Annotated in this window: 14 protein-coding genes; 6 read left to right on the top strand and 8 right to left on the bottom strand. The window is 65.3% G+C overall.

Annotated features, from left to right (window positions below):
* Positions 1-40: 40 nt before the first annotated feature.
* From JGU72_RS14940 to ftsH, 7 genes are all read right to left on the bottom strand, one after another.
* Entirely contained in the window at positions 41-934 is an 894-nt protein-coding gene (locus JGU72_RS14940; RefSeq protein ID WP_199684769.1) for a DUF6779 domain-containing protein, read from the bottom strand.
* A gap of 69 nt (positions 935-1,003) precedes the next feature.
* Complete coding sequence (locus JGU72_RS14945) at positions 1,004-1,471, bottom strand: DUF3180 domain-containing protein (protein ID WP_199684770.1); 468 nt, start codon at positions 1,469-1,471, stop codon at positions 1,004-1,006.
* Positions 1,468-1,983, bottom strand: a complete 516-nt coding sequence (gene folK, locus JGU72_RS14950) for a 2-amino-4-hydroxy-6-hydroxymethyldihydropteridine diphosphokinase (RefSeq protein WP_199684771.1) — start codon at positions 1,981-1,983, stop codon at positions 1,468-1,470. Before folK ends, JGU72_RS14945 begins: the two co-directional genes overlap by 4 nt.
* A complete protein-coding gene (folB, locus tag JGU72_RS14955; RefSeq protein ID WP_199684772.1) occupies positions 1,980-2,366 on the bottom strand; it encodes a dihydroneopterin aldolase in 387 nt (128 codons plus the stop codon). Before folB ends, folK begins: the two co-directional genes overlap by 4 nt.
* Positions 2,359-3,189, bottom strand: coding sequence for a dihydropteroate synthase (gene folP / locus JGU72_RS14960; RefSeq protein ID WP_199685324.1), 831 nt, complete (start codon positions 3,187-3,189; stop codon positions 2,359-2,361). Before folP ends, folB begins: the two co-directional genes overlap by 8 nt.
* Positions 3,190-3,230: 41 nt before the next feature.
* On the bottom strand, positions 3,231-3,842 hold the full coding sequence (folE, locus tag JGU72_RS14965) for a GTP cyclohydrolase I FolE (protein WP_199685323.1): 612 nt from the start codon (positions 3,840-3,842) through the stop codon (positions 3,231-3,233).
* Between the two features lie 97 nt (positions 3,843-3,939).
* A complete protein-coding gene (gene ftsH / locus JGU72_RS14970; RefSeq protein ID WP_199684773.1) occupies positions 3,940-6,204 on the bottom strand; it encodes an ATP-dependent zinc metalloprotease FtsH in 2,265 nt (754 codons plus the stop codon).
* Between the two features lie 326 nt (positions 6,205-6,530).
* Here ftsH and JGU72_RS14975 point away from each other — a divergent pair, with 326 nt between their 5' ends.
* Genes JGU72_RS14975 through JGU72_RS14990 form a run of 4 tightly spaced genes read left to right on the top strand, consistent with a single transcriptional unit; the run spans position 6,531 to position 10,797 of the window.
* Complete coding sequence (locus JGU72_RS14975; RefSeq protein ID WP_199684774.1) at positions 6,531-6,965, top strand: YciI family protein; 435 nt, start codon at positions 6,531-6,533, stop codon at positions 6,963-6,965.
* A 28-nt stretch (positions 6,966-6,993) separates the two neighbouring features.
* Positions 6,994-8,151, top strand: a complete 1,158-nt coding sequence (locus tag JGU72_RS14980) for an RNA polymerase sigma factor (protein WP_199684775.1) — start codon at positions 6,994-6,996, stop codon at positions 8,149-8,151.
* 49 nt (positions 8,152-8,200) lie between these two features.
* Complete coding sequence (locus tag JGU72_RS14985) at positions 8,201-10,498, top strand: serine/threonine-protein kinase (protein ID WP_199684776.1); 2,298 nt, start codon at positions 8,201-8,203, stop codon at positions 10,496-10,498.
* 5 nt (positions 10,499-10,503) lie between these two features.
* Positions 10,504-10,797 carry a DUF2277 domain-containing protein gene (locus JGU72_RS14990; protein ID WP_199684777.1) on the top strand — a complete coding sequence of 98 codons (294 nt, stop codon included), beginning with the start codon at positions 10,504-10,506 and terminating at the stop codon, positions 10,795-10,797.
* Here JGU72_RS14990 and JGU72_RS14995 read toward each other — a convergent pair whose 3' ends face one another.
* On the bottom strand, positions 10,798-12,048 hold the full coding sequence (locus JGU72_RS14995) for a helix-turn-helix domain-containing protein (protein WP_307828455.1): 1,251 nt from the start codon (positions 12,046-12,048) through the stop codon (positions 10,798-10,800). It lies immediately after the preceding gene.
* 147 nt (positions 12,049-12,195) lie between these two features.
* Here JGU72_RS14995 and JGU72_RS15000 point away from each other — a divergent pair, with 147 nt between their 5' ends.
* Positions 12,196-13,737 (top strand): aldehyde dehydrogenase family protein, encoded by a 1,542-nt coding sequence (locus tag JGU72_RS15000; protein ID WP_199684778.1) that lies wholly within the window; start codon positions 12,196-12,198, stop codon positions 13,735-13,737.
* Positions 13,738-13,747: 10 nt separating this feature from the next.
* Complete coding sequence (locus JGU72_RS15005; RefSeq protein ID WP_199684779.1) at positions 13,748-14,578, top strand: SDR family oxidoreductase; 831 nt, start codon at positions 13,748-13,750, stop codon at positions 14,576-14,578.
* The last annotated feature ends 8 nt before the right edge of the window (positions 14,579-14,586 follow it).

Genomic DNA, 14,586 nt, shown 5'->3' on the forward strand with positions numbered 1-14,586 from the left:
TTCAGTGCGATCTATGGCGGAGCGGGGTGATAGCGCTCACTCACCGGCCGTGTGCGCCGGCGTCCGCCTCGGATTCGGACTTCAAGTTCGCGAGAATCTGGGCGACCGACATGCCCTGAGAATGGGACCCGTCAGCGCCCTCGATCGTTGTACCCGCGCGTCGGCGGCGACGCGGTTCGGGCAGCTCAGGCTCGATGTCACTGGGTTCGTCCTCGTCCGGTGCCGCTTCTTCGGGTGCCGCGTCCGAAATGACCGGCAGAATCTCGGTCACCGGTTCGGGCCGTGGTTCCGGCTTGGGTTCGGGCTTCGGCTCAGGTTCCGGCTGCGCGGCCGACGGCGGGACGATCGGTTCGAGAATGATCGACGTCTCAGCGGTGACCGGTTCGTCGTAGGGTGTCGCGAAGCGCGGCCGATGAAGATTGTCGGTCGCGTACGCGGGCAACGGGGTCGGGCCCTGCGATGCGCCGATCTCGCCGATCCTGGTCGAATCCGCGCGTAGCGCAATTCGATCGACGGGTAGCTGTCCGTCGAACAACACCTGCAGGTTCGCACGCAGCGCGACCAGCTCTGCACGAAGGCCGGCGAGTTCTTCGGCATCCGCGCGGACCTCGTGCCGGACGCGCGCTTCTACGCTCAGTTCGTATTCGCGTCTCGCGGAGATCTCACGCTCGAGCTGCAGTTCGTAGACCTTCTGGAGGTCGCGGGCCTTGACCTTGTCGACGGCCGACTCCCGCCGGTACTTCGTCATCGCGATCGCGCCGACGATTGCGGCCCACAGCGCGGCGACGAGACCGAGGCGAAGCAGCTGAACACTCTCACTGAAGATCAGGAAAACGCTCGAGATCACGCCGAGAACGACGAGCCCTCCGACGACTATCTCCTCCGCACTGCGGCGCCCTCGGCGCGGCTTTTTGGTGCGGACAGCAGACGTCATGAAACCCAGCCTAACCCGGCCACCCAGTGCGACTGCGGCATCCCGGGCGGCGATTCCCCGTATGGAACCTCAGTGTGCGGGTTCGTCGGGTGGCTCGTCCGGAGTTCTGCAACAGTGCTCGAGCCAGAGCGCCGCGGCCACGAGGACCACGCCCGCGATGAGGCCCACGATCGCACCCGGGCTGTCGGAAACCGCAGCTTGGAGCGTAGATCGCTGCGGGAAAACGAACAGCAGAAAGCCGAGCCACACTCCCGCGCTCGCCGAACCGACCAACGCCGATGCCTTCGCAAGAGCCACCGCTTTGGCCGCCGTCAGCGGGTGTAACTGCCGCGGTCCGAGACCAATTTCGTGATTATTGATACGCGAACGGATCATGAATGCGGCGATGAACTCGATCACTGCGACGGGGTAGAGCGACGCGCCGGCGTAGATATGCACCGGTGGCAATTGACCGTAGAAGCCGCGGACCAACAACCATGCCGCCAGCGCGGCGAACAGAAACAACGCGATGAGATCCCACACCCGCGTCGGCTTCATTCGATCGGCTTCCTGGTCAAAGTGAACGTTGTCTTCCGTACGCCGGCCCGATCCACGTCGGCGAGCTTCTGGACCAGCGTCCCTACCGGCACAGAGCCCTCCCCGACGAATAATTCGGCAGCAGGATCGGCGTCCAGCCATGGAACCAACACGAATGCCCGTTCGTGCGCGCGGGGGTGCGGCAGCGTGAGCACCGGATCAGAGCTGCGAATCCCATCGCAGTCGACGACGTCGACGTCGAGCGTTCGAGGACCCCAATGAACTTCGCGGACGCGATCGGCAGCCGCCTCCAACTCCTGCCCGAAGCGCAGCCAACCCCCGCAGTCCCTATCCGGATCTTCGGCTACGACAACGGCATTGAGAAAGTCCTGTTGATCGACGCCGCCCCACGGTGCCGTTTCGTACACGGCCGAGACGGCACTTACATTCGCACCGAGCGAGTCGAGCACCGACTGCAGATGTCCCAGCCGATCCCCCAGGTTCGAACCGATCGACAAGACGGCGCGCGTCACTGGTCCATATTCGCGTCGTCGGCGCTTCGGGTGCGCCGGGCAATGACCCGCACATCGGCAAATGTGTGCGGAATGGGCGCGCCCGGCTTGTGCACCGTGACCTCCACATCCTGGACGCGCGCGTCGGATATCACGTCCGCAGCGATTTCCGCGGCGACAGTCTCGATCAGATTGCGCGCTGGACCTGCAACGATCGCAACCGCACGGTCGGCGAGGCGGCCGTAATCGAGAGTGTCGGCAAGGTCGTCCGACGCCGCCGCCGCGGCGAAATCGACCCACAGAACGATGTCGATGACGAAGGTCTGCCCGTCGCGGCGCTCGTGCTCGAAGACGCCGTGCCGCCCGAAAACCTCGAGCCCGATCAACTCGATTCGATCAGCCATGCGGCACCGCCGCACTGGATCCGCGCCGCCACGCCTCGGTGACGGTCAGCGCATCGACCGACCCCTGGACGTCGTGAACGCGAACTCCCCAGGCGCCGTTCGCCGCAGCCAGCGCCGATACGGCGGCAGTCGCGAACTCACGACCGTCGGGTGGTCGCGCGGTGTCGCCGTCGGCGAGCAACGTGCCGAGGAACCGCTTACGCGAGGCTCCGATGAGGATCGGGAACCCCAGTGCGACCAGTTCCGGCAGCGCGGCGAGCAAAGTCCAGTTGTGTTTCGCGTTCTTGGCAAAGCCGAGGCCGGGATCGAGCACGATGTTCTCCGAGTCGACACCCGCTCCGACGGCCAGCTCGACCTGCGTCATCAATTCCGCGCACACGTTGTCGACCACGTCATCGTAGGAATCGGCCGCACCCGAATGCAGGTAACGGCCATCTGCGGGCTCGCCGCGCCAATGCATCAAAATCCACGGAACACCGGCTGCCGCAACAACTGCCGCCATGTCGGCGTCAGCACGCCCGCCGGAAACATCGTTGACGACAGCCGCACCGGCCTCGATCGCAGCAGCCGCGACAGGCGCACGCATCGTGTCGACGCTCACAGCGATGCCTTCCGCAACGAGGTCCGCGATCACGGGGGCCACCCGTGCGGCCTCGATTGCGGGATCGATGCGGACCGCACCGGGCCGGGTCGACTCGCCACCGACGTCGATGATGTCGGCACCCTGGCGATGCATCTCGATTCCGTGCGCAATTGCGGCATCGTGGTTCAGATAGCGACCACCGTCGGAGAAGGAATCCGCGGTGACATTCAGAACACCCATGACCACCAGCCGACGGCGCGGGTCCGCGCGCGGCAACGTGCTCACTTGCGCAGAATCAGGTCCAGAGCCTCGGAACGCGAGGCTGGGCTCGTCTGGAAGATGCCCCGCACAGCCGACGTCGTCGTGCTCGCGCCCGGTTTCCGGATTCCGCGCATCGCCATGCACAGATGTTCTGCCTCGACCACCACGATCGCACCGCGCGGCGACAGCTTACGCATCAACGCATCGGCAATCTGGCTGGTCAGGCGTTCCTGCACCTGTGGGCGCTTCGCGTAGAGGTCGACCACCCGTGCGATCTTCGACAGCCCGGTGACGCGGCCGGTGGTCCCAGGGATGTAGCCGACGTGGGCGACACCGTGGAACGCGACCAGATGGTGCTCGCAGGTCGAGTAGAGCGGGATGTCGCGGACGAGCACCAACTCCTGGTGCCCCTCGTCGAAGGTCGTATCGAGCACCGAATCGGGCTCGATGTACAGACCGGCGAACATCTCCCGATACGACCGCGCAACGCGCGCGGGAGTATCTATCAGACCTGGCCGGTCCGGATCCTCGCCGACCGCGATGAGCAACTCGCGCACAGCTGCTTCAGCACGCTCTTGATCGAACGGTGCGTCGGTCGCGAGAGCCGTCCGGCTCAAGGGTCCGGGAAACAACCCATCACTGTCGCTAAAGTCGATCGCCAACGACATACCTCCGAAGTTTCACAGGGGCCGTCGGCCTGACGGCAACTACGACTTGCTCACGACACCATCAACGACGCCCGTTGGGGCCTTCCCATTCCTGGTCTGGATCGCCGTAGTGGTCGGAACCACCGTGGCGAGGTCCGCCGCCGGAACGCGGGGGTGGGCTCCAAGCGCGGCGACTCGAATCCGGATCGGCCGGGCGGGCGTGCTGGCCGGCCGATTCCTGCGGCGGCCAACCCGGTGCCGACCAGCCTGCCGGAGCACCGTAGTCCGGCCGGGATCCCGGCGGCACCGTCGAGCGCGGCGGGCCCGCTGGAATCTGTGCAGGCACGTGGTAGCCGTTGGCCGGCTGGTGCTGCTGCGGCGGCACGTCCTCGACGTCCTCGTCCTCGGGAGGCCACGGATCGCCACGCTCGACGGCGAGCTCGCGCGGCGTCTTCACCGGCGGTTTGTCGGACGGCGTGCGTCCACCGAAGTCGTTGAAAGCCGTTATGCGAGGACGCTTTTCGACGTCGGTGAAGATGGCTTCGAGGTCCTTGCGGTGCAGCGTTTCACGGTCGAGCAACTCGGTGGCGAGGGAGTCGAGCACGTCGCGGTAGTCGTTGAGAATCGCCCACGCCTCGGTGTGCGCCGCCTCGATCAGATTGCGCACTTCCTCGTCGATCTCGCGCGCGATCTCGTGCGAGTAATCGGGTGCCGTACCCATCGTGCGACCGAGAAAGGGGTCGCCATGATCCGAGCCGTAGCGCACCGCGCCGAGTTTTGCGCTCATGCCGTATTCGGTCACCATCGCGCGCGCAATCTTGGTCGCCTGATCGATGTCCGACGACGCACCCGTCGTCGGCTCGTGGAAGACCAGTTCTTCGGCAGCCCTGCCACCCATGGCCATGACGAGACGGGCAATCATTTCCGATCGCGTCATCAGGCCTTTGTCGTCTTCCGGCACGGTCATCGCGTGACCGCCGGTGCGACCGCGCGCAAGGATCGTGACCTTGTAGACGGGCTCGATGTCCGGCATCGCCCACGCAGCAAGCGTGTGCCCGCCTTCGTGGTAAGCGGTGATCTTCTTTTCGTGTTCGGAGATGATCCTGCTCTTCCGACGCGGACCGCCGATGACACGGTCGACCGCTTCTTCGAGCGCCTCTCCGGTGATCAGTGACCCGTTTTCGCGAGCGGTGAGAAGCGCGGCCTCGTTGATGACGTTCGCGAGATCGGCGCCGGACATGCCGACCGTGCGCTTCGCCAGACCTTCGAGGTCCGCGCCGGCAGCAATCGGCTTGCCCTTGGAGTGCACCTTCAGGATCGCGCGTCGGCCTGCGAGGTCCGGATTGCCGACCGGTATCTGCCGGTCGAAACGGCCCGGACGCAGCAATGCCGGGTCCAGGATGTCCGGTCGGTTGGTTGCGGCAATCAGGATGACGCCGGTCCGTTCGCCGAAACCGTCCATCTCGACGAGGAGCTGGTTGAGCGTCTGCTCGCGTTCGTCGTGGCCACCACCGAGGCCGGCGCCGCGCTGGCGGCCGACCGCGTCGATCTCGTCGACGAAGATGATGCACGGACTGTTCTGTTTGGCCTGCTCGAACAGGTCGCGGACGCGCGACGCGCCGACGCCGACGAACATTTCGACGAAATCGGAGCCCGAGATCGTGAAGAACGGCACGCCTGCCTCACCGGCGACGGCACGGGCGAGCAACGTCTTACCGGTTCCAGGCGGGCCGAAGAGCAGCACGCCCTTGGGGATCTTCGCGCCGAGCGCCTGGTAGCGCGTCGGGTTCTGCAGGAAGTCTTTGATCTCGTACAGCTCTTCGACTGCCTCGTCCGCACCGGCGACGTCGGAGAACGTCGTCTTCGGCATGTCCTTGGACAGCTGCTTGGCCTTCGACTTGCCGAAGCCCATGACCCCGCCGCGGCCGCCGCCCTGCATGCGGCCCATGACCCAGATGAACAGGCCGAGCAAGATGATCATCGGGAGGGCGAATACGAGAACCGAGGTGACCCAGCTGTCCTTGGTGACGTTCGTGTCGTACTTCTCGGCCCCGGAGTTCTCGACCTTCTGGAAGATCTCGTCGGAGGTTCCCGTCGGGTACTTCGCGATGATCTGCTTGTCGCCGTCGGTTGCGTCGGTGCCGTTCTTCAGCGTGAGGCGCAACTGCTGTTCGCGGTCGTCGATCTGAACCTTTTCGACGTTCTTGTCCTGCAGCTGAGTCAGGGCAACCGACGTATCGACGTTCTTCCAGTCGCGTGTGTCGTTGCTGAAGTAATTGAACGCAAAGATCACCAGCAGGATGCCGGCAACGATGGCCAGGTTGCGAAAAACAGACTTGCGGTTCATACAGCGTCGGCCGCGATGGCCAGTCCTTTCGGTGACTCGGTCCTTCGAGACTGAGGTCCTTCGAGTGCTTCGTCTTCCCGCCGGACAAACCAGGTTACCGCGCGGGCGTTTATCGCAGATAGCTGGCAGCCGTGCGACGGAACTGACGACTTAATGGGACAACGCCGACATCGGCGGTGAGGTTCCCGGACGCGCGGGCCCGCGATGAGTGCTGCTTCGGGAGAATTTCGAAGAATATTGTGGCGGTGATGTCGAGAACGGTCCGGCGCCTCCGTCCCAGGGGCAGATACGGCCACAGCGGCCGTGCAATCGAGAGGAGATCCACCATGGCGAAGTACCTGCTTCTCAAGCACTACCGCGGCGCACCCGAGCCGGTGAATGCAGCTCCGATGGACCAGTGGACCCCGCAGGAGGTCGAAGCCCATGTCCAGTACATGTCGGACTTCGCGGCCAAGCTCGAAAACACGGGCGAGTTCGTAGAAAGCAAGGCGCTCTCGGCGGAAGGCACGTTCGTCCGCTTCGACGGCGCAGGCAGGCCGCCGGTCACCGACGGGCCGTTCGCGGAGACCAAGGACCTGATCGCGGGCTGGATGGTGATCGACGTCGACACCTACGAGCGCGCGCTCGAGCTCGCCGGCGAGCTGTCGGCCGCGCCGGGCGCCGGCGGCAAGCCGATCCACGAGTGGCTCGAGATCCGCCCGTTCATGGGGGCAGCGCCGACCGACACCGAGTGGTCAGGTCATTGCGTATCCAACACATAGTCAGAGGAGCGGCCGGGCCGGATCTGGAATGGACGAATTGCTGCTACGGGAGCTGACTCCCGCCGTGATCGGTGTCCTCGTGCATCGCGGTGTCGACTTCGCGACTGCCGAGGACGCCGTGCAGGAAGCGCTCATCCAAGCCGCGCTGACCTGGCCGGACGAGCAGCCCGCCAACCCGAAGGGCTGGCTGGTCACGGTCGCCTGGCGCAAGTTCGTCGACACCCACCGCTCGGAGGCTGCCCGGCGCGACCGCGAACAGCGGGCCGAGGCCGAACCGCCGCAGGGGCCGACGGAGGCAGCCGACGACACGTTGCAGCTCTTCTTCCTGTGCGCGCATCCATCGCTGACCCCGGCGTCCGCGGTTGCTCTCACATTGCGCGCCGTCGGCGGCTTGACCACACGCCAGATTGCGGAGGCCTATCTCGTGCCGGAGGCAACGATGGCGCAGCGGATCAGCCGCGCCAAACGCACGGTTCGTGACGTGCGGTTCGAGGAGCGCGGCGACCTCGCGACCGTGCTGCGCGTGCTCTACCTGGTGTTCAACGAGGGCTACACCGGTGACGTCGACCTCGCGGCCGAGGCGATCCGGCTCACCCGGCAACTGGCGTCGATGACCGCTGACGAAGAGACAGCGGGGCTGCTCGCGCTGATGTTGCTGCACCACGCGCGCCGATCCGCGCGGACCAACCACGACGGCACTCTGATTCCCCTCGCCGAGCAGGACCGCACTCTCTGGGACACCTCGCTCATCGCGGAGGGCGTCGCGATACTGCAGGCAGCGCTCGCTCGCGACCGGCTCGGCGAGTTCCAGGCACAGGCCGCAATCGCCGCTTTGCATGCCGACGCGCAGCGCGCCGAGGAGACCGACTGGGTGCAGATCGTCGGCTGGTACGACGAGCTGCACCGGCGCAACGACAGCCCTGTCGTGCAGCTCAATCGGGCCATTGCGATCGGCGAGGCAGACGGCCCAGCGGCCGGTCTCGCGGCGTTGGCGACCGTGGATCCCGGCGTGCCGCGCCACACCGCCGCCGCCGCGTACCTGCACGAGAGGGCAGGCGACACAGCCGTCGCTGCGCGGTTGTATGCCGAGGCCGCCGAGGCCGCCCAGAACCTCGCCGAGCGGCATCACCTCACGCTGCAGGCAGCGCGGATCGGTCAGGCGCTGCGCGACCACACGAAATCCTGAGGCCCTCCAGCTCCCCGGCCGCCGGGCGCGGCCGGGCTAGGATTCCGACATGGTCCCAGTTGGGGGGACGCAACAGGTCGCAACTATCGGCGCCACGGCAGCGACACCGGGCGACGGCGCACCGGCGCGGACCGTGCTCGCTGACGTCGTCGAGAAATTTGCTGCTGCCTGGAGCGCGGCGGACGACCCGCCGGACCTTGTTGCTTACCTGCCGGAATCGCCGGTCGTGCGGCGCGCGGCGATGGTCGAGCTGATCAAGATCGATCTGGAGCACCGCTGGACAGGCGGCCACGAGACCAAGCGCCTGACGCAGTACTGCGACGAACTGCCCGAGCTACGCCTCTGGCCACTGCCGCCCGACCTGATCTACGAGGAGTTTCAGGTCCGCCGCCGGACCGGTCACGATGTCGACGCGGCCGAATACACAGCCCAATACCCCGAGCAGGCGGAAGAACTTTCGTCGATTCTCACCACCGACGAGCACGAGGGAACACTCGTCGCGCACTCGGGCAAACCGATTGCGCTCGATGATGTGGATGTGGGTCAGCGCGTCAACGACTTCGACCTGATGATGAACCTCGGCCGCGGCGCGTTCGCGAAAGTCTTTCTGGCCCGGCAACGTTCGATGCAGCGTCTGGTTGCCGTGAAGATCTCGCAGGATCATGGAACGGAGCCGCAGACGCTCGCGCAACTCGATCACGATTACATCGTCCGGGTCTTCGATCAGCGCGTTCTCGAGGGCCGCAAGCTCCGGCTGCTCTATATGCAGTATGTCCCCGGCGGCACTCTGCTCAATCTGCTCAAGCGCGCAGTGGACACGCCGGCAACGGACCGCTCCGGCCAACTGGTTCTCGACGTCATCGACGCCGGTCTCGCGGACAAGGGCGAGATTCGCCCCAGCGAGTCCGGTGTGCGTGCCGAACTCGCCCGTCTCTCGTGGCCGGAAACCGTTGCGTGGCTGGGCCGTCGACTCGCGGACGCACTCGACTACGCCGGGCGCCAAGGGGTTCTGCATCGCGACGTCAAACCGGCGAACGTCTTGCTCACCGCCGAGGGCATTCCGAAGCTTGCCGATTTCAACATCAGCTTCAGCGGCAACATCTCCGGGTCGAGTCCGGTCGCTTACTTCGGTGGGTCGCTCGCTTATATGTCACCCGAACAACTTTCGGTCCTGCACCCCGACAGCGCGGTGAACGCCGAGGATCTCGACACCCGCAGTGACCTGTATTCACTTGCCGTCGTGCTGTGGGAATTGCTCACCGGAAGAAAGCCGTTCGACGACGCCGGTGCCACAGACGCGGGTGACCGCACAACGCTGGATGCGATGTTGCAACGCCGCCGTGCCGGCGACCAGCCCGTCGAAGACGAACTGCCCGCCGACTGCCCGACCGCACTGCGACGAGTGCTGCTCAAAGCACTCTCCCCAGACCCTGCCGATCGGTGGGCGAGCGGTGGGGAGATGGCCCAGCAACTCGACGTGTGCCTCGATGCGCATGCCCGCGATCTCGTCGATCCACCCCCAGAGAGCTGGCGACTTCGGGTGCGGCCCTTCGTGCATCCGATCATGTTCCTTGCGATCGCCGTGCCGAATGCCCTCGCAATTCTCTACAGCTATCACCACAACAAGACGCTGATCATCGACAAGCTCGACGCTTCGGCCCAGCACAGCTTCGAGCTACTCACCGTGATCACCTATGCGGTGGCCTTCCCGCTCGGGTTCGCCATGACGACCTACGCGGTCAACTATCTGTTCTGGGTTTCGCGCGGACTTCGGCACGGCAAGAGTTACGACGCCACCGCGCTCGCCCGTGCCAGGCGCGATTCGCTGTTGCTCGGGCAACGCTGCGCCACAATGTGTTTCGGGTTGTGGGTGGTGGCAGGCATAGGCGTTCCGCTTACGCTGCAACTTTCCGGGTCCGAGATCTCCTTCGGAACCTACGTTCATTTCATCGCGGCGCAGTTGGTTTGTGGCGCGATCGCACTCGCCTACCCGTTCTTCCTGGTCAATTTCTTCGCGGTTCGCTGCCTGTATCCGATCTTCTTGCCGCACGGCGAGATCAGCCGAGACGACGTGGTTGCGCTTGCCCGGCTGGACCGGCGGGCCACGCTCTACCTCGCCGGCGCGGCTGCGGTGCCGCTGATCGGAGTCGCAGGCGCAACGTTCATTTCGCCGGCCGACATCGCGGACGTGATCATTCCGATTCGCGTGTTGTGTGTCGGCAGCGTCTTCGCGTTCTTCGGCGCATATTGGCTGTTCCGGCGCCTCGAAGAGGATGTACGGGCCCTGCTTCGGGTGGCCGGGTACGACTTGGACGCCGTCGCCGAAGCAAAGACCGTCGTACGCTGAATCTCATGTGCCGAAACATCACCGCCCTCCGCGGCCTCGAGCCGGCCGCAACCCAGGAAGAGATCGACGCCGCCGCGCTGCAGTACGTGCGCAAGGTCGGCGGCCTGTCGAGCATCTCCGCAAGCACGCGGCCTGCGGTGGAAGCAGCAGTCGCCGAAATCGCGGCCATCACGGCGCGGTTGCTCGACGAACTCCCCGAGCGCCGGGTGCCGCCGAAGAACTTGCCGCCGCTGCGTCGCATCCACGGTCACGAGCACCCGCACACCCACGATCACGCACACCCCCACACGCACGTCTGATCAGCGGTTACGCGGAAAGGCCTGAGCAGGAAAGGCGTCCGCGCATTCGAGTGCTAGTTCGAGGTGCAGCCGACGACTGTCGATGTCGTGCCCGAGCAACTCTTCGATCCGCTGAATCCGGTAACGGACCGTGTTCTTGTGCACACCCAATTCACGCGCTGCGGCCTCGGGACTGCGCTGACACCGAAGGTAGGTCCGCAACGTCTCGCGTAGTCGCGCGGCGTTCGCATCGTTCCCGTGCAGACCCGACAGTTCGCGCCCGACGAGTGCTCGCATCCCTTCTGCGTCCGCAGAGACGAGGTGCACGAGTTCCACGTCGAGGTAGTCGGTGAGCCACTCGGCCGTGCCGCTGTTCTGAGCGACCTGCCTGGCAGCGAGCGCCTCGCGATGGCTCCGCCGGAAACCGTCGATGCCGTCACCCCGAGCACCGAACGCCACCCGCAGGGCGTCCTTGGCGGCATCGGCGCGCAGGGCATCCAACTTGCCGAGATCCGCGACGGAACCGGCCTGCAGCCACGCCCACATACCGCGCGCGCCGGACGGCACGGTCAGTGCCTTTGCACTCCCCAATGCGGCCGCGATTCGGTGAGCGAAGCGGTCGAGAACACCGATGACGTCCTCCTCGCCTGGTCCGTCGGTCCATAGGACGAACCCGAGATGCCGACCGGACAACCGGTAGCTCACCTGAACCGACGCGGCATCGGGCTCGATCGGGTCACCGCCGAGGATTGCGCGCACCGTCTCACTGCGGCGCGTGAAGACGTCGCGCAGCCCGATCTCACGTTCCTCGGTGTAGGTGTCGGTCAGTTCTTCGAGCGAAATGCCCATCCACATCGTCGCCTGCGTGTACATCCGGCTGGTGAGCGCGCGCTCGAAATCCTGATCCAGTTCCTGCTCGGCGACCGTCTGGCTGAGATAGCGGATCGCCGCGTGCTGCCCGGCCCGGTACACCTGCATGAGAACCCGAAGGTCGAGCCCGCGGCGCGCGATGGTTCGCGCCAGCGCGCGCGCTTCTGCGGGTGGCGGCACCGGAATATCGTTCTCGACCAACCCGGCGAGGAACACCCGTAGCTGCGCGGTCGTACTCGCCCGGAGGTCGCGCACCAATTCTTCGTCTGCCAGCTCCGGTACCGACTCGATGATCATCGAGTTCAGGGTTTCGACCAGCGCACCGGCCTGTTCGGGATCGAGATTTGCGATCACGAAGTCGCGCAGCCAGCCCCGGAGGTCCCCTTCGTCGGGTTGCGTCACGTCCACCCCGTTCGATTTGTACTCGAGATACAAGTCGCGTCCGAATCCTTGAACAAACAGGCCAAGCGCGCACAATAACCTTGTGCCAACATCATAGTTAGTGCAATCGCTCACACATGCCCTAAGGCAGTAGCAGGAAGGTCGACGTTGACCGCATTAGATGAGGCCCCAGCAGTTCAGCGCGAGGACGTTCAGGTACACAATCCGGCGGATGGCCGCATCGTCGGCACTGTGCCGGACGAATCGACCGAAGCGGTAGTGGCAAAGATCGCCGCTCTGCGTGCCGCACAACCGGAATGGGAAGCACTCGGCCCCAAGGGCCGGAGGGAATGGCTGCTCAAGTTCCAGGACTGGATCTTCGACAACACCGATCGACTCACCGATGTCCTGCAGTCCGAGACCTCGAAGCCGCGCGCGGACGCGTCGATCGAAGCGCCCATGGTTGCCGACCTCCTCAAATACTGGTCCGGCAATGCCGAGAAGTTCCTCGCCGACGAACACCCGACGCCGCACAGCCCGCTCGGCAAGGTGAAGCGCCTCACGACTCTGTTCCGGCCCTACCCGGTGGTCGGCGTTATCACGCCGTGGAACTTCCCACTCGCGATGCCCGGCCTCGACGTGATCCCGGCACTGGCGGCAGGCGCCGCGGTGCTCCTCAAGCCCTCCGAGGTCACGCCGCTCTCCGCAGTCGAACTCGCCAGGGGCTGGGAAGAAATCGGCGCACCGCCGATCTTCGCCGTCGCGACGGGTCGGGCCGAAACGGGGGCCGCCCTCGTGAACCACGTCGACTACGTACAGTTCACGGGCTCGACCAAGACCGGCAAGCTCGTTGCGATGGCGTGCGCTTCGCGCCTCGTGCCGTACAGCTTGGAACTCGGCGGCAAGGATCCGGCCATCGTGCTCGCCGACGCCGATCTGGACCGCGCCGCGAACGGCATCACCTTCGGTGGCCTGTTCAACTCCGGCCAGGTGTGCGTGTCCATCGAGCGGGTCTACGTCGAAGCGCCGGTATACGACGAATTCGTCGCGAAGCTTGCCTCGAACGTGCACGAACTGCGGCAGGGCGCTGACGACCGCGGGTTCAAATTCGATCAGGGCGGGCTCGCGACCGAAGCACAGCGCGACCTGGTCAAACGCCATGTCGACGAGGCCATCGCGGCCGGTGCGCGGGCACTGACCGGCGGCAAGCCGACCGGTGTCGGAACGTTCTTCGAGCCGACAGTGCTGGTCGACGTCGACCACTCGATGTCGTGCATCCGGGAGGAGACGTTCGGACCGACGATTCCCGTGATCAAGGTTGCCGACGAGGCCGAGGCGATCCGGCTCGCGAACGACTCGACCTTCGGCCTGTCTGCCTCGGTCTGGACCGGCGACAAGGAGCGCGGTGACCGCATCGCGCGCCAACTCGACGCCGGCGCAGTGAACATCAACGACGCGTTGGTCAACCTCTTCTCCTACGCCCTCCCCCACGGCGGCTGGAAAGAATCCGGCGTCGGGTCACGCTGGGGCGGCGCTTACGGCGTGCGCAAGTACTGCCGGACGCAGGCCATCACCACTCCGCGCATGCCGACGCAGAAGAAGGAACTGATCTGGTTCCCGTACTCACCGCCGAAGTTCAAATTCGCGATCGGCGTCATGCGCGCGGCCGCCGCTCGCGGCGTTCTCCGTCGTCTCGGTCTCGGTAAGTAGGGGCACGAATATGACAGTCACAGGCAAAGTCGTCGTCATCACCGGCGGCGCGCGCGGTATCGGCTTGGCAACTGCCACAACCCTGCACAAGCTGGGTGCAAAGGTTGCGATCGGCGATGTCGACGAAGCGAAGCTGAAGGAATCGGCTACCGAGCTCGGCTTGCAGGTCTACGGCAAGCTCGACGTCACGGACTCCGATTCGTTCACCGCGTTTCTCGACGACGTCGAGCGCCAGCTCGGCCCGGTCGACGTGCTGGTCAACAACGCCGGAATCATGCCCGCCGGCAAGGTGATCGAAGAATCCGATGCGGTGACGAAGCGCATCCTCGACATCAATGTCTACGGCGTGATCCTCGGCAGCAAGATTGCGGCGCAGCGGATGGTGAAGCGCGGTAGCGGGCACGTCATCAACATCGCATCGCTGGCCGGCGAGACCCCAACGCCGGGGCTGGCCACGTACTGCGCCAGCAAGTTCGCCGTCGTCGGATTCACCGACTCCGCGCGAATCGAGTACCGGGACACCGGGGTTCACTTCTCGACGGTGCTGCCGACCTTCACAAATACCGAACTGGTCTCCGGCACTCAGGGCGCAAAGGGCCTCAAGAACGCCGAGCCCGAAGACATTGCGAATGCCATCGTCAGCCTTCTCGAAAAGCCGCGCCGCAGAGTATCCGTGACCAAGCTTGCGGGCTTCCTGGTGGCGTCGCAGAAGTTCATGCCGCGTGCGGCGTCGGAGTACATGGGCAAGACATTGGGCCTCGAACACGTCTTCCTCGAAGACGTGGATACCGAAGCCCGCCGCGCGTACGAAGAGCGAGCTCGGGGCATCACCCAGAACTGAATGTTCCG

Source organism: Antrihabitans auranticaus (assembly GCF_016481275.1).
GTDB lineage: Bacteria > Actinomycetota > Actinomycetes > Mycobacteriales > Mycobacteriaceae > Antrihabitans.